This is a genomic window from Shimia sp. MMG029, from assembly GCF_027947445.1.
Classification (GTDB): Bacteria; Pseudomonadota; Alphaproteobacteria; order Rhodobacterales; family Rhodobacteraceae; genus Shimia.
The window spans coordinates 420539-441509 of record NZ_JAQJIM010000002.1 but is presented as its reverse complement, the minus strand read 5'-3'; the positions used below and the strand labels follow the sequence as shown (position 1 = coordinate 441509).

The 20971-nt window shown below is 56.0% G+C and carries 20 protein-coding genes, 1 tRNA gene and 1 pseudogene; 11 read left to right on the top strand and 11 right to left on the bottom strand.

Going from position 1 to position 20971, the window contains the following annotated elements; all coding sequences use genetic code 11:
• Positions 1–115: 115 nt before the first annotated feature.
• The 3 genes from cysQ to PJL69_RS08865 are packed head-to-tail and all read left to right on the top strand — an operon-like array spanning position 116 to position 2785.
• Positions 116–913, top strand: a complete 798-nt coding sequence (gene cysQ, locus PJL69_RS08875) for a 3'(2'),5'-bisphosphate nucleotidase CysQ (RefSeq protein WP_271309321.1) — start codon at positions 116–118, stop codon at positions 911–913.
• A complete protein-coding gene (locus PJL69_RS08870) occupies positions 913–1713 on the top strand; it encodes a 3-deoxy-manno-octulosonate cytidylyltransferase (RefSeq protein ID WP_209097233.1) in 801 nt (266 codons plus the stop codon). The genes cysQ and PJL69_RS08870 overlap by 1 nt, the downstream gene beginning before the upstream one ends.
• 55 nt (positions 1714–1768) lie before the next feature.
• Entirely contained in the window at positions 1769–2785 is a 1017-nt protein-coding gene (locus tag PJL69_RS08865; protein WP_271309417.1) for an SDR family NAD(P)-dependent oxidoreductase, read from the top strand.
• An 82-nt stretch (positions 2786–2867) separates the two neighbouring features.
• Here PJL69_RS08865 and PJL69_RS08860 read toward each other — a convergent pair.
• Positions 2868–3396, bottom strand: a pseudogene (locus PJL69_RS08860) (DDE-type integrase/transposase/recombinase).
• A gap of 403 nt (positions 3397–3799) precedes the next feature.
• Between PJL69_RS08860 and galU the strand changes: the two are divergent.
• From galU to PJL69_RS08830, 6 genes are all read left to right on the top strand, one after another.
• Complete coding sequence (gene galU, locus PJL69_RS08855) at positions 3800–4693, top strand: UTP--glucose-1-phosphate uridylyltransferase GalU (protein WP_271309320.1); 894 nt, start codon at positions 3800–3802, stop codon at positions 4691–4693.
• Positions 4694–4712: 19 nt separating this feature from the next.
• Positions 4713–5696, top strand: coding sequence for a UDP-glucose 4-epimerase GalE (gene galE / locus PJL69_RS08850; RefSeq protein ID WP_271309319.1), 984 nt, complete (start codon positions 4713–4715; stop codon positions 5694–5696).
• Positions 5656–6729, top strand: a complete 1074-nt coding sequence (locus tag PJL69_RS08845) for a glycosyltransferase family 2 protein (protein ID WP_441347464.1) — start codon at positions 5656–5658, stop codon at positions 6727–6729. The genes galE and PJL69_RS08845 overlap by 41 nt, the downstream gene beginning before the upstream one ends.
• Positions 6730–6913: 184 nt before the next feature.
• Positions 6914–7900 carry a glycosyltransferase family 2 protein gene (locus tag PJL69_RS08840; RefSeq protein WP_271309318.1) on the top strand — a complete coding sequence of 329 codons (987 nt, stop codon included), beginning with the start codon at positions 6914–6916 and terminating at the stop codon, positions 7898–7900.
• Positions 7897–9594, top strand: coding sequence for a DUF5927 domain-containing protein (locus tag PJL69_RS08835; protein WP_271309317.1), 1698 nt, complete (start codon positions 7897–7899; stop codon positions 9592–9594). The genes PJL69_RS08840 and PJL69_RS08835 overlap by 4 nt, the downstream gene beginning before the upstream one ends.
• Positions 9595–9600: 6 nt before the next feature.
• Positions 9601–11025 (top strand): sulfotransferase family 2 domain-containing protein, encoded by a 1425-nt coding sequence (locus PJL69_RS08830; RefSeq protein ID WP_271309316.1) that lies wholly within the window; start codon positions 9601–9603, stop codon positions 11023–11025.
• Positions 11026–11084: 59 nt separating this feature from the next.
• Here the strand turns inward: PJL69_RS08830 and PJL69_RS08825 are convergent, their stop codons facing one another.
• The 7 genes from PJL69_RS08825 to PJL69_RS08795 form a co-directional block, all read right to left on the bottom strand.
• Positions 11085–11549, bottom strand: coding sequence for a PTS sugar transporter subunit IIA (locus tag PJL69_RS08825; protein WP_209097223.1), 465 nt, complete (start codon positions 11547–11549; stop codon positions 11085–11087).
• Positions 11550–11590: 41 nt separating this feature from the next.
• The gene (gene hpf, locus PJL69_RS08820) at positions 11591–12160 is read right to left on the bottom strand and encodes a ribosome hibernation-promoting factor, HPF/YfiA family (RefSeq protein ID WP_209097222.1); all 570 of its coding nucleotides are present in this window, start codon (positions 12158–12160) and stop codon (positions 11591–11593) included.
• A 232-nt stretch (positions 12161–12392) separates the two neighbouring features.
• Positions 12393–13151: an LPS export ABC transporter ATP-binding protein gene (gene lptB / locus PJL69_RS08815; RefSeq protein WP_209097221.1), complete on the bottom strand. Its 759-nt coding sequence runs from the start codon at positions 13149–13151 to the stop codon at positions 12393–12395.
• A 3-nt stretch (positions 13152–13154) separates the two neighbouring features.
• Positions 13155–13598 carry a lipopolysaccharide transport periplasmic protein LptA gene (lptA, locus tag PJL69_RS08810; RefSeq protein WP_271309315.1) on the bottom strand — a complete coding sequence of 148 codons (444 nt, stop codon included), beginning with the start codon at positions 13596–13598 and terminating at the stop codon, positions 13155–13157.
• Between the two features lie 42 nt (positions 13599–13640).
• Positions 13641–14252: an LPS export ABC transporter periplasmic protein LptC gene (gene lptC / locus PJL69_RS08805; RefSeq protein WP_271309314.1), complete on the bottom strand. Its 612-nt coding sequence runs from the start codon at positions 14250–14252 to the stop codon at positions 13641–13643.
• 5 nt (positions 14253–14257) lie between these two features.
• The gene (locus PJL69_RS08800) at positions 14258–15232 is read right to left on the bottom strand and encodes a KpsF/GutQ family sugar-phosphate isomerase (protein WP_271309313.1); all 975 of its coding nucleotides are present in this window, start codon (positions 15230–15232) and stop codon (positions 14258–14260) included.
• A 12-nt stretch (positions 15233–15244) separates the two neighbouring features.
• Positions 15245–15856, bottom strand: coding sequence for a ribonuclease D (locus tag PJL69_RS08795; protein WP_271309312.1), 612 nt, complete (start codon positions 15854–15856; stop codon positions 15245–15247).
• Between the two features lie 183 nt (positions 15857–16039).
• On the opposite strand from PJL69_RS08795, the gene PJL69_RS08790 reads away from it, so the two are divergent.
• Positions 16040–16786, top strand: coding sequence for a hypothetical protein (locus tag PJL69_RS08790; protein WP_271309311.1), 747 nt, complete (start codon positions 16040–16042; stop codon positions 16784–16786).
• A 108-nt stretch (positions 16787–16894) separates the two neighbouring features.
• Here PJL69_RS08790 and PJL69_RS08785 read toward each other — a convergent pair.
• Positions 16895–16981 (bottom strand) — tRNA-Leu (locus tag PJL69_RS08785).
• Positions 16982–17219: 238 nt separating this feature from the next.
• On the opposite strand from PJL69_RS08785, the gene PJL69_RS08780 reads away from it, so the two are divergent.
• Entirely contained in the window at positions 17220–18200 is a 981-nt protein-coding gene (locus tag PJL69_RS08780; protein WP_271309310.1) for a complex I NDUFA9 subunit family protein, read from the top strand.
• Between the two features lie 79 nt (positions 18201–18279).
• Here the strand turns inward: PJL69_RS08780 and PJL69_RS08775 are convergent, their stop codons facing one another.
• Positions 18280–19770 (bottom strand): methyl-accepting chemotaxis protein, encoded by a 1491-nt coding sequence (locus PJL69_RS08775; RefSeq protein ID WP_271309309.1) that lies wholly within the window; start codon positions 19768–19770, stop codon positions 18280–18282.
• A 396-nt stretch (positions 19771–20166) separates the two neighbouring features.
• Positions 20167–20946, bottom strand: coding sequence for an ion transporter (locus PJL69_RS08770; protein ID WP_271309308.1), 780 nt, complete (start codon positions 20944–20946; stop codon positions 20167–20169).
• Positions 20947–20971 lie beyond the last annotated feature (25 nt).

The window sequence follows — 20971 nt, the reverse complement described above, 5'->3', positions numbered from 1 at the left end:
CCTCTGTCGCTGTTACGTGACCTCAGAATAACAAGGAATTCTTGCTGTTCCCTTACGCAGCGACCATAAGGGGCACGACCGTATTAGACAACAAATGTCCTTTAGGAGAGGTAATTTGGATTACGAGACGCTTATTCCCGTCATGCGCGAGCTTGCCATTGAAGCCGGCGCAAAGATCATGGAAATTTATGAGGCCGATGACTTTGACGTAAAAGTCAAAAGCGACGACAGCCCCGTGACCGCAGCGGACGAAGCTGCGGATGCCTTGATTTCCGCTGGTCTGAAAGCGGCTTTCCCCGATGTGATGCTGGTCACGGAAGAGCAGTCCGACAGCCACAAAGCCAAAGGCGATACCTTTATGATCGTGGATCCGTTGGATGGCACCAAGGAGTTCATCCACCGTCGCGGCGATTTCACTGTGAACATCGCCTATGTGGAAAACGGCGTGCCCCAGCGCGGTGTGGTTTACGCTCCTGCGCGCAACCGCATGTTCTTCACCCAAGCGGATGGCCAAGCGGTAGAAGAAACCGGCATGTTTGATCCTAAAAAGGTGGGAACTGTGGCCGCAATCAACGTTGCAGACAGCGACAATGACGCGTTGTTTGTGGTGGCATCCAAGTCCCACCGCGATCAGGCGACAGATGATTACATCAACAAGTACAACGTCAAAGATATGAAAAGCGCGGGCTCCTCGCTGAAATTCTGTCTGGTGGCGACAGGTGAGGCGGACATTTATCCGCGCGTGGGTCGCACCATGGAATGGGACACAGCGGCGGGCCATGCGGTGCTGCTGGGCGCAGGTGGCGACGTGGTCCGGTTTGACGATCACACACCCCTGACTTATGGCAAGGAAGATTTTGCCAACCCGTTCTTCATCGCTTATGCGCCGAAGGTAGATCTGAAAGAAGCCTGATGTCTGTTCTGATTGTTATTCCGGCCCGCTATGCCTCAACCCGATACCCGGGCAAGCCACTGGCCACGCTGAAAGGCGCGACGGGGGAGGCCAAAAGCCTGATCCAGCGCAGCTGGGAGGCGGCCTGTGAGGTTAAAGGCGTGGATCGGGTGGTCGTGGCCACGGATGATGATCGGATCAAAGAAGCAAGCGAAGCCTTTGGCGCAGAGGTGGTGATGACCTCACCTGACTGCGCCAATGGCACCGAACGCTGCGCGGAAGCCTTTGATGTGCTGGGCGGTGGCTATGACGTTGTGGTGAACCTGCAGGGCGATGCGCCTTTGACGCCAGCCTGGTTTATCGAAGATCTGGTGGCTGGATTGCGCAAAGATCCAATGGCTGAAGTGGCCACGCCAGTGCTGCGCTGTGATGGGCGCGCACTGAACGGTTTTCTGGAAGATCGCAAAGCGGGGCGCGTGGGCGGCACAACGGCTGTGTTCACCACAGATCGCCATGCGCTCTACTTCTCCAAAGAAGTTGTGCCTTTCACCAGCGAAACCTATGCGGATGAGGATGAAACACCGGTGTTTCACCATGTAGGTGTCTATGCTTACCGGCCTTCTGCACTGGGGGCCTATCCGCGCTGGGCGTCTGGCCCGCTTGAGCAGCTGGAAGGGCTGGAGCAGCTGCGCTTTATGGAGCATGGGCGGCAAGTGTTGTGTGTCGAAGTAGAGGCGCGTGGGCGGCAGTTTTGGGAACTCAACAACCCCGAAGATGTGCCGCGCATTGAGGCCATGATGGCCGAAATGGGCACGCCCTAAGTTGGTTTATAAGCCAGAAATACACTCAAATATTGAAGAAAAGGCGAGACCTATGATGCAGCGCACAGCTTTGGTGACGGGCTCCGCGGGGTTCATTGGTTTTCACACCGCTCAGCGGCTTTTGCAGGAAGGTTGGCGGGTGATCGGGCTGGATGCGATGACCGATTACTATGACGTCACGCTGAAAGAACGCCGGCACCAGATCCTGCAACAGCATGCGCACTTCGAGGCGGTTGAGGCGCGGCTTGAGAGCGAAGGCACCTTGATGCGCCTTTTTGAGCATCATCGACCTGATGCGGTGATCCATCTCGCGGCGCAAGCCGGGGTACGCTACTCAATTGACGCGCCACGCTCCTATGTGGAAGCCAATTTGGTGGGTACATTTGAGCTTCTGGAGGCCGCGCGCGCCTATCCTCCGGCGCATATGCTGCTGGCGTCGACCAGCTCTGCCTATGGCGCCAATACTGAGATGCCCTATGCCGAGGTGCATAAAGCGGACCATCAGATGTCGTTTTATGCGGCGACCAAGAAGGCCAACGAGGTGATGGCGCACTCTTATGCGCATCTCTATCATCTGCCGACCACCATGTTCCGCTTTTTTACGGTCTATGGCCCTTGGGGGCGACCAGATATGGCGCTCTTCAAGTTCACGAAAGCGATCCTCGAAGGCAGCCCGATTGATATTTACAATCACGGCGATATGCAGCGCGATTTCACCTATATCGATGATCTGGTGACGGGGATTGTGAATCTGGTCGAGGCTGCGCCTGCGCAGGTGGGGCAGCGTGAAGCCGCGCTGACAGGTGACAGCCTCAGCCCGGTGGCGCCTTGGCGGGTGGTCAACATTGGCAATGGTCAGCCAGTGCAGTTGATGAAGTTTGTGGAAGCGATTGAAACTGCGCTTGGTAAAGAGGCGCAAAAGAATTTCATGGACATGCAGCCCGGCGATGTTCCCGCAACATGGGCAGAAGCGCAACTGCTTGATCAGCTGACTGGAGACATCCCTGCGACCCCCGTTGAAGAGGGCGTGGCGAAGTTTGTGGCCTGGTATCGTGATTTCTATGAGGTGTGAGGGTGTTGCCCAGTTGGTCATCTAAGCATGTGAAGTAGCGGCGAGGGCAGGTTTAAGCTGTCATTTCCATGGTGTAGTCGTCCTATAGGTTGAATACGTCGGAACGAGTTTGGCTGTATGAGTTTGCGGTGAGTTGATATCGGCGGGGGCTTAAGGTCAGGTTGTTTTGGTTATGGGCAGAGAGAAATCCCTGAGCCTGTTGGTGACGATTCTAGGCGCGCCGAATTTGGCAACCAACCCTTCGAAAAAGCGCTTTGCGGCTTTGGCGTTTCGGCGTGTTTGCACAAGAAGGTCGAGCATGTCGCCAATTGGGGCGATCGCGCGCCACAACCAGTGATTTTTACCACGGATCATGAGCATGACCACATCCATGTGTCACTTGCATTCGACCGTGGACGATCCCTTCTGATGCAATTAGCAAAGTGTTTACCAAGGCGATTGATCCATTACCGGGCTGCTTCCCGGCTGACGATCACCCCATGCGCGGCCAACAGATCCTCAACGTCAGCTGTGCTCAACGCAAAGCGAAGGTGAGCTCAAGCTGCATAAGTAAGGATCTCATGAGTAAGGCGAAATCCTTTAAGACGTGGTATGTTCGTCGGCATACTTATCAACGATACATAGCTGGATCACTCACTGTGAACAACTTGGCAATAGCTGTCTTTTCTTTTGATATGACAAATTCGGACAGCCTGTTTGGGGCCAGCGCATTCCAAGTGCAGCCAGGTGACATTGTTGTGGCAAGTGAGTCGGCGGTGCGCCCTGCATAAGCTGCAATCGCACTGGTTGGATCGCTGTTTGCCATCTCAAATGTTTTAATTGATCATCAATCAGGCAGAATTGCCCGCTGGTGTGCTATCTGAGACATTATCGCATCGTAAGAAAAACGTCATGCGCGTCATGTAGAAATGCGCTGCGGTTCGTGTTATCTGAGGCGTTGCCTGGATAAGTGAATTTATTTTAGATGGCGATAGTCGGACCAGTTTTTTGTAAGCAAAAGAAAGAGAACTCTTCATGCAGCGTAAGGTTACCAAAGCTATTTTTCCAGTTGCAGGTATGGGGACGCGGTTTTTGCCTGCGACTAAATCTGTGCCCAAAGAAATTATGACTTTGGTGGACAGGCCGCTTATCCAATATGCGATTGATGAAGCACGTGAAGCTGGGATCAAGGAATTCATCTTTGTCACGTCCCGCGGCAAAAGCGCGCTTGAAGACTATTTCGATCATGCGCCTCAGCTTGAACAAACTCTGAGAGAGAAGGGCAAAACAGACCTGTTGGAGCAGCTAGAAGCGACCAACATGGAAAGCGGCTCTATTGCCTATATCCGTCAGCACAAAGCGCTTGGTCTGGGGCATGCTGTGGCCTGTGCGAGCCGTTTGATGGCGGATGAGCCCTTTGCGGTTATTCTGCCAGACGATGTGATCGCGGGTGAAATTGGCTGCCTGAAACAGATGGTTGATGCCTACGCAGACACCGGTGGATGCATGGTTGCGGCGATGGAAGTGCCGCATGACAAGGCATCTTCCTATGGTGTATTGGATGTCAAAGAAGACATGGGATCGCTTGTGTCCGTTAAAGGGATGGTGGAAAAACCTGCGCCCGGCACCGCACCGTCAAATCTCGCCGTGATTGGGCGCTATATTCTGACTCCGCAGATTCTCAAAAACCTTGCGTCTCAGCAAAGCGGTGCAGGGGGCGAGATCCAATTGACCGACGCAATCGCAACCGAAGTTGCCAAAGACGCGGGTGTTTATGGCTACCGTTTCCAGGGGCAGCGCTATGACTGTGGCTCCAAGGCGGGTTTCCTTCAGGCCACTGTGGCCTTTGGTTTGGCACGCGATGATTTGCAGGACGAGCTGTCCAATTATCTGGAAGAGCTGATCGCCTCGCGTCGCGCGGCGCAATAAATAGCAGGAGATCAATTCCTTGAAAAACGTGATCGTCACGGGCGGTGCGGGCTATATCGGTTCGCATGCATGTAAAGCTTTGGCTGCTGCCGGGTTCAATCCGGTGACCTTTGACAACATCAGCACTGGCTGGGAAGAGGCGGTAAAATTCGGTCCTCTGGAGCGCGGGGATCTTATGGATCGTGCGCGGATCGATGAGGTGTTTGCGCAGTATAAGCCAGTAGCTGTGATGCACTTTGCGGCGCTGTCGCAAGTCGGTGAAAGCATGGCTGAGCCGGGCAAGTACTGGCGCAGCAATGTGAATGGATCCCTCAATCTGATCGAAGCCTGTATTGCGGCGGGGGTGAAGCACTTTGTCTTTTCCTCAACCTGCGCAACCTATGGCGATCATGACAATGTGATGCTGGATGAAGAGGTGCAGCAAGCGCCGATCAATGCTTACGGTGCGTCCAAGCGCGCCATTGAGGATATGCTCAAAGATTTTGGCGCGGCCTTTGGTTTGGAGAGCGTGATTTTTCGCTACTTCAACGTGGCTGGCGCGGATCCGGACGCGGAAGTTGGGGAATTCCATCAGCCAGAGACGCATCTGATCCCTCTGATGCTCGACGCCATTGATGGCAAGCGGGACGCACTGACGATTTATGGCACAGATTACGAGACGCCGGATGGCACTTGTATTCGGGACTATGTGCATGTGTGTGACTTGGTAGATGCGCATGTTCTGGGCCTGAAGTGGCTGCAGGATGGAAAAGGCAGCCGTGTGTTCAACCTTGGTACCGGCAGCGGGTTTTCGGTGCGAGAGGTGATCGACCAGTCCCGCATCGTCACCAACCGCGAGGTGCCTTACAATGAGGGCGCACGGCGTGCGGGCGACTGTACCAAGTTGGTTTCAGGCTCGACACGTGCTGAGAAAGAGCTAGGGTGGGTGCCCGAACGCTCCAAAATGGACCAAATGATCGCCGATGCATGGAGATGGCATCAGAACGGGCACTACGACAAGTAAGCTGACCACCGCGCCCCTGCCAAAGCCGGATATGTGGGCCGCCTACCGCATGCGGTGGCGGCGGCGCGGCCTGCTGTGGCGCAGCTTTCGCAGTCGTCATCAGTTGAGCTGCCGCGTGGATCGCACGGGGCAGATCGCACCGGGGGGTGTGGTTGTCGTGATGACCCTGCACAATGAGCGTACGCGGCTGCCCTTTACTTTGGCCCACTACCGACGTTTGGGTGTTGGGCATTTTCTCATCGTGGACAATGACAGCAGCGACGGCAGTGGCGACTATTTGGCCGAGCAGCCGGATGTCTCGCTCTGGCAGACCGCGCACAGCTATCGTTCGGCGCGCTTCGGTCTGGATTGGATGACATGGCTGCAAATGCGATATGCCGATGATCGCTGGTGCTTGATGGTCGATGTCGATGAACTGTTGATCTATGCCCATCATGACAGTCGCAACTTGGGCGCGCTGACCGCATGGCTTGATGCACAGGGGCGCCGTGTCTTTGGTGCACACATGCTGGATCTTTATCCCAAAGGCGCGCTTTCAGAGGCAACATACACGCCCGGACAAGACCCGCTGGAAGTCCTGCAATGGTTTGACGCGGGGCCGTATCGCGCCAAACGTCAGATGCCTCTGGGCAATCTCTGGGTGCAGGGCGGTATGCGGGAGCGTGTATTCTTTCAGGGCCATCCAAAGCGTTCTCCGACCCTTAATAAAATCCCGCTGGTGCGGTGGTCTTGGCGCTATGCCTATGTGAATTCCTGTCACTCAGCGCTGCCTGCGGCGCTCAATCATGGCTATGATGGTCCGGGTGGTGAGGCGCCGTCAGGGGTGCTGCTGCACACCAAGTTCCTGCCAGAGATTGTCGCCAAATCGGAAATAGAAAAACAGCGTCAGCAGCATTTCCACCGGCCTGAAAAATTTGCAGATTACTATGATGCGATTGCTGAGGCGCCAGACCTGTGGTCGCCAGACTCACAAAAATTCACCGGATGGCAACAGCTGGAAGCGCTGGGATTGATGCGGGCAGGGGACTGGTGAAATCTCCCGTGCGCCAGCGTGTCAGCCGCGAAGAGTTTTCCCGCTATGTAACCGTTTTTAAAGGCGTTGCTTCCAATATGGTTACCGTGGCATAAGCTTAGAAACATGATAAATTTCCCTCATATTCTGTGCAAGCTTTGGGGGGAGAGGTTGGACAGACGTGGGCCTTTGGGACTCTTACAGAATGCGGTTGCGTCGGCGTCATCGACTGATGCGGTCGGTGCGGAAAGCACGCGAGCTGAGCCCCGTTCAAAACAATACACACGCCATTCGACCCAACGATATCTTGCTGGTCAGCACCTTTCGCAATGAGTTGGTGCGTTTGCCTTATTTTCTCGAGTATTATCGGAATCTTGGCGTTGATCATTTCCTTTTCGTGGACAATGACAGCGCAGATGGCACGCTGGAGTATCTAAGCGGGCAGGATGATATTTCCGTCTGGCACACCAAACACAGCTATCGGCGCGCCAAATTTGGCATCGACTGGATGAACGGGCTGCAACGCAAATACGCCCATGGGCACTGGTGTCTGGTTGTCGATCCGGATGAATTTTTCATTTATCCGTTTTGTGACACCCGCCCGATCCGGGCGTTGACGGATTGGCTCGACAATTCTTCGATCCGCAGCTTTGGCGCGATGTTGGTGGACGTGTATCCGCGTGGACGCCTGGATCGAACCACTTATCAGCCGGGACAGGATCCGCTGGAGATCGCAAACTGGTTTGATGCCGGCAACTACACGCTTGAGAAAAACCCAGCTTATGGCAACCTCTGGATACAGGGCGGGCCGCGTGCGCGTGTGTTCTTTGCGGACACCCCTCAGAAAGCGCCTGCGCTCAACAAAATCCCGCTGGTCAAATGGAACCGGCGCTATGCCTATGTGAGTTCCACTCATAGCATGCTGCCGCGTGGGCTTAATCAAGTGTATGACGAATGGGGGGGCGAAAAGGCGAGTGGCGCGCTTCTGCATACAAAATTCCTCAACACGCTTTCTGAAAAAGCCCTCGAAGAGATGGAGCGCGGTCAGCACTATGCCAGCTCGCGTGAGTATAAAGCCTATGCTGAGCAGCTGGGCACCCATCCCGAGCTCTGGTGCAAGTGGAGCGAAAAATATATCAACTGGCGCCAGCTTGAGATTCTCGGGCTGATGTCAAAGGGCAATTGGGCGTGAGCGTCGGCATCCTCATGCTGGTGCACACCGCACTGGATCGCGCGGAACAGGTGGCACGCCATTGGGCCAATGCTGGCTGTCCGGTTGTGATCCATGTTGATAAAAAGGTGCCGCGCAAGACCTATGACCGCTTTGTTGAGGCCTGTTCCGATCACGCCCTGATCGTGTTTTGCAAACGCCACAATTGCGAGTGGGGTATGTGGGGCATTGTGGCGGCCTCTCAGTCGGCGTCGGAACTTATGCTCGAGCAGTTTCGTGATGTGCATCATGTGTACCTGTCGTCAGGGTCGTGCTTGCCGCTGCGCCCTGTGCAGGAGCTGAAGGATTATCTGGCTGCCCGTCCCAGAACGGATTTCATCGAAAGCGCGACAACCTCGGATGTGCCTTGGACCGTTGGCGGGCTTGATCGAGAGCGTTTTACTCTGCGCTTCCCATTCTCGTGGAAGAAGCACCGCTACCTGTTTGACAAATGGGTCGATATCCAACGGTTTATCCGTTTCAAACGCCGCATCCCCAAGGGGATCGTGCCACATATGGGCAGCCAGTGGTGGTGCCTGACCCGCCAAACGCTGTCTGCGATTTTGGAAGACCCGGATCGAGAGGTTTTTGACGCGTTTTTCAAGCGGGTCTGGATCCCGGATGAAAGCTATTTTCAGACCTTGGTGCGGGTGTATTCCAGCAATGTGGAAAGCCGCTCCCTGACGCTGTCGAAGTTCGATTTTCAGGGCAAGCCGCATATTTTCTATGACGACCATCTGCAATTGTTGCGGCGGTCAGATTGCTTTGTGGCGCGCAAGATCTGGCCCCATGCGGACAAGATTTACAGCGGTTTCCTGCGCGATCCTGATGGGGCCATCAAGATGAGTGAACCCAACCCGGCAAAGATCGACCGGATCTTTTCAAAGGCCGTAGAGCGGCGCACAAAGGGGCGTCCGGGGCTCTATATGCAGAGCCGTTTTCCCAATGAGGGCTGGGAAAATGGCATGACCTATGGCCGCTATTCCGTGTTTCACGGCTTTACCGAGCTGTTTGAGGACTTCGAGCCTTGGCTCGCACGGGCCACAGGGACACGGGTGCATGGCCACCTATACGCCCCAGAGCGGGTTGAGTTTGAGGGCGCTCAACGGTTCCTCAATGGAGCGCTGAGCGATTCTGCAAAACTCAGAGACTATAACCCGATTGCGTTCCTAACCAATCTGGTGTGGAATACGCGTGGTGAGCGGCAGTGTTTTCAGGCGGGGCCGCGTGACGAACATGTGCCGGTCTGGTTCATTGCCAAAGATCCCAACGCGCAGGTGTCCGTGATCAGCGGATCTTGGGCATTGCCCTTGTTCAAATCAAACATGAATTTTGCTGACATTCGCAAAGAAGCTGCACGGCTGCAAAAAATTGAAAGCGACCAGCTTTATGCTCTGCGCAGCCCCTATGCCAAAGCGCGCGTGCGGATCTGGTCGCTGGCCGAGTTTATTGAATCTCCGATGGAGCCATTGCAGACAATCATTGACGAGATCGGAACAGATCCCGCTCGTCGTTTGGCGGAAGCGCCCCGGATGACGGATCTGAACGGTTTTGGACAGTTTCTGCAAAATCTGAAAAATCAGGGCATGCACCCTTATCTGATGGGGGACTTTCCGGTCACACAATCGGAAAACACGCAGAAAAAGCCCCCACGCAAACCCTATTTGGTGCAGTAAATTCCCATGGACCAACGCTTTGACTATTTTGTAGTTTTTGCCGAGATGCGCACGGGCTCCAATTTCCTGGAGGCCAACATCAATGAATTTGAGGGCCTGACCTGCCACGGGGAGGCATTCAACCCGCATTTCATTGGCTATCCGCGCAAAGATGACCTTCTTGGTATCACGCTTGAGGCACGCACAGAGGATCCGATGCAGCTGATCGCGGCGGTGAAGGCCGATCAGGGGGTGGCGGGGTTTCGATACTTTCATGATCATGACCCTCGCGTCTTGGACTCGATGCTCGCCGATCCGCGTTGCGCGAAAATCGTTCTGACCCGCAATCCGCTGGACAGTTACGTCAGCTGGAAAATCGCCAAAGCCACGGGGCAATGGAAACTGACCGATGTGCGTCGCCGTAAAGACAGTACAGTGCAGTTTGATGGTGCTGAGTTCAAACAGCATGTAGAGGCGCTGCAGGCGTTTCAGGTACAGATCATGCGGGCTTTGCAGACCAGTGGGCAGACAGCGTTCTATGTGGCCTATGAGGACTTGCAAGACGTTGAGGTGATGAATGGTCTGGCCAGATTTTTGGGCCACGACGCCACGATTGACGCGGTCAACAAGAAGCTGAAGCCGCAGAACCCAGCCGCCTTGTCAGAGAAGGTTGAGAATTTTGCGGAGATCCCGCGTGCCCTTGAAGAGCTTGATCGCTTCAACCTGAGCCGCACCCCCAATTTTGAGCCTCGGCGCGGGGCGGCGGTGCCAAACTATGTGGCCTGTGCGGTGGCGCCACTGCTCTATCTGCCGATCCCGTCCGGCCCGAAAGCAACGGTGACGCGTTGGATGGCGGGGCTTGATCACGTGGAAGTGGATGGGCTGATTGGCAACTTCAGTCAAAAGACGCTGCGCCAATGGAAGAAAGCCAACCGACACCATCGCAGCTTTACCGTGGTGCGCCATCCGGTGGCGCGGGTGCATGCGGCGTTCTGTGAGCAGGTTTTGTCGGCAGACGAGGGGATCTACAAGAAGATCCGGCACACATTGCGGCGTGTCTACAAGATGCCGATCCCAAAGGACCCACCCCAGGCAGAGTATGATGCAGAGGCGCATCGCGCCGCCTTCTTGGCGTTTCTGAGCTTTGTGAAAGCGAATCTCTTGGGGCAGACAAGCCTGCGTCAGGATGGCCATTGGGGCAGTCAGGCCGTGGCGATGAAAGGATTCGCGAATCTGGCGTTGCCCGACATGGTTGTGCGTGAGAGTGAAATGGAAAGCTATCTGCCCGCCCTGGCCATGCAGGTGGGCCGGTTGGACGCGGCGGATCCGGTCGATGTGGTGCCAGATCATCCGGTGCCTTTGAGCGCCATATATGACGAAGAAATCGAGGCGCTTGTGCAGGACATCTATAAGCGCGACTACATCACATTCGGCTTCGACCGCTGGCAATAAAAACGCGCCTTCAGCAAGGGCTGAGGCGCGTGATCTTTGTTTGCAGTGCAGCCTGAAACTCAGGCGGCTTGTACGGTGTCACCCTCAGTCAGAATGGTGAACAGGGTTGCGGGATCCGGGTTGGCCCGCAGTTTGGCGCAGATCGCGCTTTCCCGCAGCTGGCGGGAGACTTTGGCAAGCGCTTTCAGGTGCTCCACCCCCGCCTCTTCCGGGGCAAACAGCGCAAATGCGATGTCGATGGGTTGCCGGTCCACCGCGTTGAAATCAACGGGCTTTTCCAGAAGGATGAAGGCGCCAACCACGCTTTGCAGGCCATCAAACCGTGCGTGTGGCAGTGCCACACCATGGCCCACACCTGTGGGGCCGAGGTTTTCACGCTCTTGCAGCGCTTCGACCACGGTTTGCGCGTTTAACTGATAGGCGGATTCAGCGAGATCGCCAAATTCCTGCAGCAAACGTTTTTTGCTTGAGGCAGCAGTTACCACACGCACTGCCTCTGGCTTGAGGATCGTAGAAAGGTCCATCTTGCCTGTACTCCGGATCGGACGCTTTGCGCCCTCTCACCTTATGTCTGTGGATCAATCCAGCCAATGTTTCCGTCGTCACGACGGTAGACCACATTCAACCCAGCTTTACCTTCGTTCTTGAAGACCAATACAGGCGCGCCTGAAAGTTCCATCTGCATCACAGCCTCGCCGACGCTCAGAGATGGGATCTTTGTTTCCATCTCGGCAACGATCACAGGTTGTAGCGTTTCTGGCTCTGCCTCATGTTCTTCAGCTTCAGGCGCGAGGATATACGAGGAAGCCCCCGAAAGTTCAACCGGTTCGGCTCTTTCCTTGTGGTGATCTTTCAGTCGACGCTTGTAGCGACGCAGTTGTTTGTCCATTTTTTCGGCGCATCCATCAAAGGCTGCGTAGATTTCAGTCGCATGTGCCTTGGCTTGCGCAGTCAGTCCGGTGGACAGGTGTACGGTGGTTTCACACATGTATTCATGTGCGTGTTTTGAAAACGTGATTGTCGCGTCAGTCGGACGGCCGGCGTATTTTTGTAAGACATCGCCAAGTTCGTTTTGGACATGTGTCTGCAACGCATTGCCAACGTCGATGTGTTTTCCGGTAATCTGATAGCGCATCCTGTCTCCTTTTCGATGACATGTCGGACCACGGGCTTTGTGTGCCCGTTATCAGTTAGGTCCGAATGCTGGTAATCGACATATGCGAACCTTGCTTAAGACCGGGCCTTGTAAGAAAGGCCACCCTGGTATCAGCGGGGGTTTGAGCAAATGTCATACTCAGTATTTGAGTATTCCCAATCGCGAGAGTCAATGATGCAGGTCAAAATTTCGGGTTTTTCAATTTCTAGGATTAAGAAATCTTGAAGTTTTCCCCGAGGTACACGCGACGCACGTTTTCGTTTTCCACAACCTCGTCCGGTGTGCCAGACATCAGCACTTTGCCATCATGCAGGATATAAGCGCGGTCCACGATTTCGAGGGTTTCACGCACATTGTGGTCGGTGATCAAAACGCCAATGCCGCGTTTTTTGAGATCAGCAACCAGATGGCGGATATCGCCGACAGAGATTGGATCAACACCAGCAAAAGGTTCATCGAGCAGCAGATATTTGGGATCCGCCGCCAGACAGCGCGCAATCTCGACACGGCGCCGCTCGCCACCAGAAAGCGCAAGCGCAGGGGCGCGGCGCAGGTGCTCTATGGAAAACTCAGAGAGCAGCTCCTCAAGCCGCTCGCGACGCTTGTGGCGGTCACGGTGGGTGATGTCGAGGATCGCGGTGATATTGTCCTCAACAGACAGCCCGCGGAAGATCGACATTTCCTGCGGCAGATACCCGATGCCCAGTTTGGCACGGCGATACATCGGCAGGGTCGTGACATCGCGCCCATCAATGGACACACGTCCCCCTTCGGGCACCAGTAGGCCAGCGACCGCATAAAACGTGGTGGTTTTACCAGAGCCGTTGGGGCCAAGCAGCGCAACAACTTCGCCGCGTTGAAGCTCCATGGAGAAATCGCGGATCACCACTCGTTTGCGGTATGCCTTGCGCAGGCTTTCAACACGCAGACCGGAGGTGCCTTCGGTGACGGACAGAGTGGGTTTGGCCATGTCTTATTCCGTCTTCAAAACCGTTTTCACGCGCCCCGTCATGCGGGCGGTGTTGTTTTCCAGATTGAGCACCATGCGATCGGCAGAAATCGTGGTTCCGGCCTGATTGACCGTCACGTTCCCGCTCATCACCACATCGCCATTGGCAATGGTGTAGACGGCCTCATTCGCTTCTGCCGCATCCGGGCCCTGTACCAGAAGTACGTTGCCCTGTGCGACCAATTTGTCGATGCCGCTGTTGTCTGGCAGGTAATGCACGTTCACCTTGTCGGCGGTCATGCGCATGTCGCCCTGAGAGATGTCCACATCGCCCTCAAACACGGCGCTGCCGTCAGATTGGTTGACGGAAAGGCTCTCTGCAGTGACTTCGACCGGCAGGCCTGTGTCTTGCTGGCTCTGGCCGAAGCCAAGCTGAAGCCCCTGAGCGGTGCCGACCGCTGGCGTCATCGCCAGGACACTAATCAAGAGCGTGCGGTAAAGAAACACAGGTCACCTCGTTGTCGTTTGCGGCGTGTATACCAGTCGCACACCTTTTGTGAAAAACAAATATATTTCATTGTTTTCGCCCGATGGGCGCAGCGCCATTCGGCCCGCTTCCAACTGCCCGAGCGCGCTTTCTGCGGTCACGGTGCTGGCGGTTTCAGCGCGGGCTTCTTCCAGTCCGAATGTCATGGCCTGAGTTTCAATTGTGTAGCCCGTGGAGGTCAATATCTCGACTTCGCCATCCAATAACAGCTCTTGAAAGCGGCCATCCATGTCGCCTTCTTTGGCGGTCACCGTGATCTCGGTGCCGCCCTCCATGGTCAGCAGGGCGCCGACGTTCTGAGCGATGAGGCGCGAGCTGTCCTCGGCATCAGGATGCGCAGTTTCTGCCGTCACGGTGATGTCGTGGCCATGATCGGTCTTGCCAGAGAAATAAGGCGCGGTGATCTGACGATCGCGCAGCCGTTTTTCCAGTTCCACCTCCGCAAAGGGAATGGCGCTTTCCAGATCGACTTTCTGGGATACTAGAAACAGCGTCGACAGCAATCCAAGCGCCGCGAGCGGCAGCAGGACCTTCAGCCAGGTCACCAGATTGGAATATGTCAGGCGAATGCGCACGTGGTTTAACCAAGCCCCGCGCGCAGACAGTCGTGAATGTGCAATAGGCCCGCGGGTGCACCGTCGCCTTCAGGATCGACCACAAACAGACAGGTGATTTTGCGCTGGTTCATGATCCCCACCGCCTCTTCTGCCAGTGCACTGGGCGCGATGGTTTGCGGCGCTGCGGTCATGACCTCTGTCGCGGTGCGCTCCAGCAGGCCGTCCATATGGCGGCGCAGGTCCCCATCGGTGATGATGCCCTGAAGTTTACCCGCGTCATTGGCCACCCCAACCACGCCAAAGCCTTTCTGGCTGATCTCCAGAAGCGCATCGCTCATGGCAGTATTCTCAGCGATCACCGGCAGGGCGTCACCGGAATGCATCAGATCCCGTACGCGTGACAGCTGCGCCCCCAGCTTGCCGCCGGGGTGGAACTCGCGGAAGTTTTCCGGCGTGAAGCGGCGGTGCTCCATCAGCGCCACAGCCAGCGCATCACCCAGCGCAAGCGTCATGGTGGTCGAGGTGGTCGGGACAACACCGGTGCCGCAGGCTTCCTGCGCTTTGGGCAGGATGAGGCCGATGTCACTTTGCTTGATCAACGTAGAGTCGGCTCGGCTGGCCACGCCAATCAGCGGAATGTTGAAGCGCCGGGTATAGGCCACAAGGTCGGCCAGCTCAGGTGTTTCGCCGGAGTTGGACAGCACCAGCGCCACATCGCCCTGTGCCATCATCCCCAGATCGCCATGGCTGGCCTCTGCTGGGTGCACAAAATGCGCCGGTGTGCCGGTGGAGGCAAAAGTGGCGGCAATCTTGCGCGCGATATGGCCGGATTTGCCCATCCCCGAAATGATCACGCGCCCTTTGACCGACAGCAGCAACTCAACCGCGTCGCCGATTTCACTGCCAAAGCTTTCGCCCAGCAGGCGCAGCGCGTCGGTCTCGATGGACACCACGCGGCGCGCGGTTTCCAGAAAAGTCTGTTTGTCGCCATCCGTCATCAGTGGGACCCTTCAGTGTGCGAAAATGTCTTGCTCGGGCCAGCCAGCCAGATCGAGCTTTGCACGTGTGGGCAAGAAGTCAAAGCAAGCCTGTGCCATCTCTGTGCGGCCTTCCCGTGCCAGGCGTTCGTTCAGCTTTTCACGCAGGGCATGCAGATACAGCACGTCAGATGCCGCATAGTCGAGCTGTGCCTCGGACAGGGTTTCGGCCCCCCAGTCGCTCATCTGTTGCTGTTTGGAAATGTCGACCCCCAGCAGTTCCTGCAGCAGGTTCTTGAGGCCATGGCGATCTGTATAGGTGCGCACCAGCTTGGAGGCGATTTTGGTGCAATAGACCGGCGCGGTCAGCGCGCCAAAGGCGTTGTACATCGCGGCGATGTCAAAGCGGCCAAAGTGAAACAGCTTCAGAACATTGGGGTCTTCGAGCATCTTTTGCAGGTTGGGGGCGCTGGTCTGGCCCTTGGCGACCTGCACCAGATGGGCGTTGCCATCCCCACCAGACATTTGGATCACGCACAGCCGGTCACGATGTGGGTTCAGCCCCATGGTTTCACAGTCGATGGCCACGATAGGGCCCAGATCAAGCCCGTCGGGCAGGTCGTTTTGATACAGAAAATTTGCCATGAGTGCCTCGCGTAATCGGATGCCTTGCACTTACGGGTTTCAGGGCGGTGTTTCAATGTTTTGCAGGGTGCGTATTTGGGGCCAATGCCGTGATTTGCGATGCGGTGCAGGCCGCCACTATGGCTTGGCGGCGTTTGGGAACGCATCTTTACGACGGTTTGATGACATCCTAGATAGCAGGTCATGGATTTTCGAAGCCCTCTTACCGTTGATGATGAGCTTAAAATGCTCGTGGAAACCCGTGCGCGTGAAGCAGGGCCGCGTGTGGAGCGCATAGAGCAGGGGGGGCAGGTGTTTTGGATCAAGCGCCCAGAGAAGCTGGACCTGCGCTACCGTTTGCAAAAGGGCAATCCAGAGACGTCTTTCAGACGTGAACGCCAAGCTTATCACGACATGAACGCTGTACAGGCGCCTGTGCCGCAGGTGGTGGCGGATGGTCCTGACTTTCTGGTGCTGCCTGATTGCGGCAAAGATTTGCGGCGCCGGCTTGGGGATACAGGCGACACCGGGGAGGGGCGTGACCTTCTATTGAATGCCAGTCAGTCCCTTGGGGCGTTTCATGCCCTTGGGTTTGCGCATGGACGTCCCAGCCCGAAAGACATGTGCCTGGTGGATGATCAGGTGCTGCTGCTTGATTTTGAGCGCTACCAGGCCAAGAACAACACGCTCAAGGGGCAGGCGCGGGATTTGGTGATCTTTGCGTTCAACGTGGCCGCAAATTCCGCGCACATGCGGGGAAGTCTGGATGAAGCGATGGCCGTATACCGCAGCTCTGCACCTGAAGGGATTTGGCCGCTGGCACAACAGACCTGTCGGCGGTTGCGCTGGGTGGATTGGGTCACCAAACCGATCCAAAGGCGCGCAGGCAACAAATCCCGCGAGTTTAAGGCGATCCCATTTGTGTTGGAGCTGTTTCAAACGCACGCCTGAGGGCGTGTCGCGCCGGTCCATCACACCGCGAAAAAAACAGAGCCACAAAAGCAAAAAAGCCGCGCTGTTGCGCGGCGTTTTTTTGTGACCAATTCTTCGTAGAAAAATTGGTGCCCAGAAGAGGACTCGAACCTCCACGTCCATACGGACACTAGCACCTGAAGCTAGCGCGTCTACCAATTCCGCCATCTGGGCACGGGTTGGTGAGGCAGGCATTTAGACCTGTGCGGGGGGGGTGTCAACGCGTTTTTGGAAGTTTTTTGAAAAATTTCTCTCCCGCCTCGAAATTGTCTGCGGCGGGCTGGAAATGCCGCGTCGTTTGCTTGGGTATTCTTGTCGCGGAGCAGGGGTTGTGACTTGCTGTTGTGAGCCAATCGAGCCAGTATTTCGTAGTAACAGCATAGATTGCACCACGCAGAGCGGAGGAGATCCCATGTCTCAACTTGTTACCATCTTTGGCGGCTCTGGTTTTGTGGGGCGTCACATTGCGCAACGGATGGCCAAAGAGGGCTGGCGGGTGCGCGTGGCGGTGCGCCGCCCCAATGAGGCGATGTTTGTAAAGCCTTACGGTGCGGTTGGGCAGGTAGAGCCCGTGTTCTGCAACATTCGCGACGATGCCTCTGTCAAATCCGCGATGCAGGGATCGGACGCGGTGGTGAACTGTGTTGGCATCCTGGCCAATCGGGGCAAGAACACCTTTGGCAGCGTTCAGCACGAAGGCGCAGAACGTATCGCCCGAATTGCGGCCGCTGAGGGCGTGGGGCGCATGGTGCATGTGTCCGCGATTGGGGCGGATGCAGGCAGCGCCAGCCACTATGCGCAATCTAAAGCGCTGGGCGAAGCAGGCGTCTTGAAGCATATGCCGGAGGCGATGATCCTGCGCCCTTCGGTGATCTTTGGGCAGGACGATGAATTCTTCAACCGCTTCGCCGCCATGGCGCGCATGGGGCCTATGTTGCCGATCATGGGGGGCAACACCAAGTTTCAGCCGGTGTTTGTGGATGACGTGGCCCAAGCGGCGGTGATGGGCATCAAAGGCGCGGCAAGCGGTCTCTATGAATTGGGCGGGCCTGAAGTGAAAACCCTGCGCGGCTGGATTGATGAGATGCTTGAGGTGATCCACCGTAAGCGCGCGGTGATCAATTTGCCCTTTGGTGTCGGGCGGCTGATGGCGGGCGGCTTTGGTCTGTTGCAGGCCGTGACCTTTGGGCTTTGGCACAATTCGGTGATCACCGGGGATCAGCTGATCTTGCTGCGCAGTGATAATGTTGTCTCAGAAGGGACAAAGGGGTTTGAGGCGCTTGGTATCACGCCGCTTGCCCCAGAAGCGGTGCTGGCAGAATACCTGTGGCGGTTCCGACCCTCCGGGCAATACGACGCAATCAAAGATTCCGCGCGCAATATGAAGATCTGACGGATTTCCGCCCCTTTGCAGCGTTTCCAAACCAAGAAAGGCACCATCAGGCGCCTTCTGAAACGGATGGGCCATTTGCTTAGGCCACATCCTCCCAGGTTTCCTCTGCTTCGGTTTCGTCCTGCGGGGCGTCGGGGCCCTGAGTGACGACCGGGCGCGCTTCGCTGAGAATGAATCCATTCACCAGTTGTGACATGGCTTCGGTATCGCGGCGCATGGAGCTCATCGCGGCTGCGGTCTGTTCCACCATTGCGGCGTTTTCCTGTGTCACGTTGTCCAGCTGCGAGATGCCTTGGGCAATTTCCTTGAGCCCGGCAGATTGCTCTTTGGACGATGTGGCAATTTCAGAGCTCAGGCTGGCCGCATGTTCCACATCTGACACAATCGTACCAAGCGCCGAGCCTGCGCGATCGACAAGATCAACACCGTGTTCCACAAGGTCATTTGTGCCCTGTATGAGCTCGCTGATCTGTTGCGCGGAGTCGGCAGCACGATGCGCGAGGCTGCGCACTTCAGAGGCCACCACAGCAAAGCCGCGGCCAGCATCGCCGGCGCGCGCAGCTTCGACACCTGCGTTGAGCGCAAGCAGGTTGGTCTGAAAGGCGATTTCGTCAATCAAGCCAGAGATGTCGGAGATCTTGGCAGAGGCTTCCGCGATGTCTTTCATGCATTTGACGCTTTCAAACACCACGCTGTGGCCATTGGCGGCATTCGTTCGGGTGGCGGAGACCACGCGATCAGTGTCTGCTGTCGCAGAAGAGGAGGCCTGAACGCTGCTGCTGATTTCATCCACTGACAGTGCGGTTTGTTCCAGTGTTGCGGCCTGAGATTCTGTGCGACGTGCGAGGCTTTCGGTGGAGTCATTGACTTCGCTGGCTGTCAGATCAAGATCGACGGTCGCGTCTTTGATGGTCTTGATAATATCACGCATGGCGAGCATCAGATGGTTGAAGTCGGTGCGAATGCCGTCAAACCGCTCTGGATAGTCGCTGTCTTCAGGGCTTGGGATGGTCTGCGACAGGTCTTTGTTGGCCATGCGCCCCATGGCGGCGTTCAGGTGGTTCATCGCACGTTCACGCTCTTCGCGCTGGGCGGTAAAATAGGAATCGATCACGAGGTTGGTATCGAGTGAGAAGGCACGGGTCAGCGCGCCAAGCGCGGCCGAGCGCCGGCCACGATCCCGACGGGGCCAGCGGGTCTTGGTCTTTTTCAACAGAAGATCCTGCAATTGGCTTGAGGCACGCGCATAGCCAGACAGGTACAGCTCAAATGGCAGCTGGATGCGGTAGTGCACCTGGCCAATGATTTCCGCTGATTTGAGATATGCCTCTGCAAAGTCACCGCTTAACAGCATTTCCCAATGCTCTTTCTGGCGCCTTCGTGCGTGGTTCAGAATGTCTTCTGTAGGAAAAAAACGCGCCATTTCTGCGCGATCGGTCGCGAATGCGTAAAAGTCGTCCAACACATCATCAAGGCTTGGGATGACGATCTTCGCTGCGTATTTAAGGGCGTCCAGATCCGCCCCGGTGAGGGCAAACCTTTCGAGATTTTCTGTGATCGCTGTTTCCATTGTCCGTCTCCGCGTGCTGTCCGTCAGAGAAAAGATCGTTCAACGGGTTAATGATGTATGACGGCATGTCGCAAACAGGAGATCTGCTCAGGGCTGTTTCTCAATTTTAAATACTGTGAGAAAAATACATATACTTCAGTATCTTGTGGATTTTGAAGTATAAAACATCCATCTGAAATACACATAAGGAATCCGCACAATGCGCGTCGCTTTTAAAAATAAGGGCCTCGCACGCGCCAAGTGCGCACCTGACGCACTGGCAAGAGGCGCCTACAAACTGGATGTTTCTCTGGTCGCGTCGTTTCAGGGCAAAATCTCCCCTATCCCAAAGTAGTAATACCTCAGAAAATGGCTCAAATTTTACCGAATGGATGAAGTTACAGTGTAACCAAATGGTTACTTGATTGGTTTGTCTTTCAAAGCCTTTTCAATTTCGGCCAAACGACTCAGAACTTCGTCGCGATAGCTGCCTGTTTCCGCTTCCGCTTCAACGTGGTGGGCGTCCTGCATAGAGTTTACCACCAAGCCGACCACGAGGTTGAGCACCACAAATGTCGTCAGCAGGATAAACGGCACAAAGAACATCCAGGCGTAGGGGTACACTTCCATCACCGGGCGCACGATGCCCATGGACCAGCTTTCCAGCGTCATGATCTGAAACAGGGAGTAGCCGGATTTGCCCAACGTGCCGAACCAGTCAGGGAAGGCGGCGCCAAACAGTTTTGTGGCCATCACTGCGCCGATATAGAAGATCAGCGCCATCAGCAGAAACACCGATCCCATACCAGGCAACGCGTTGATCAGCCCTTCGATCACACGCCGCAGCGACGGGGCGACGGAGACAACGCGCAGCAAGCGCAGGATGCGCAGTGCGCGCAAGACGGCAAGCCCTTGTGCCGCTGGCACCAGTGCGACAGCGACAATCACAAAGTCAAAGAGGTTCCAGCCATCTGAGAAAAAGCGCCCGCGCTGCACATAGAGCTTGGCCGCGATCTCTGCGACAAAGATTGCCAGACACACCCCATCCAGAGTGATCAACAACGACCCGATGGCATCCATCAGCGGCTTGGAGGTTTCCAGCCCCAGAATGACGGCATTGAAGAGGATCACGCCGAGAATGGCGTTGCGAAAGGCTGGGCGCTCAATGAAGGCGCCAATGGTGTCGCGAAGGCTCATATAGGTTGTCTCAAAGTTGCATGCG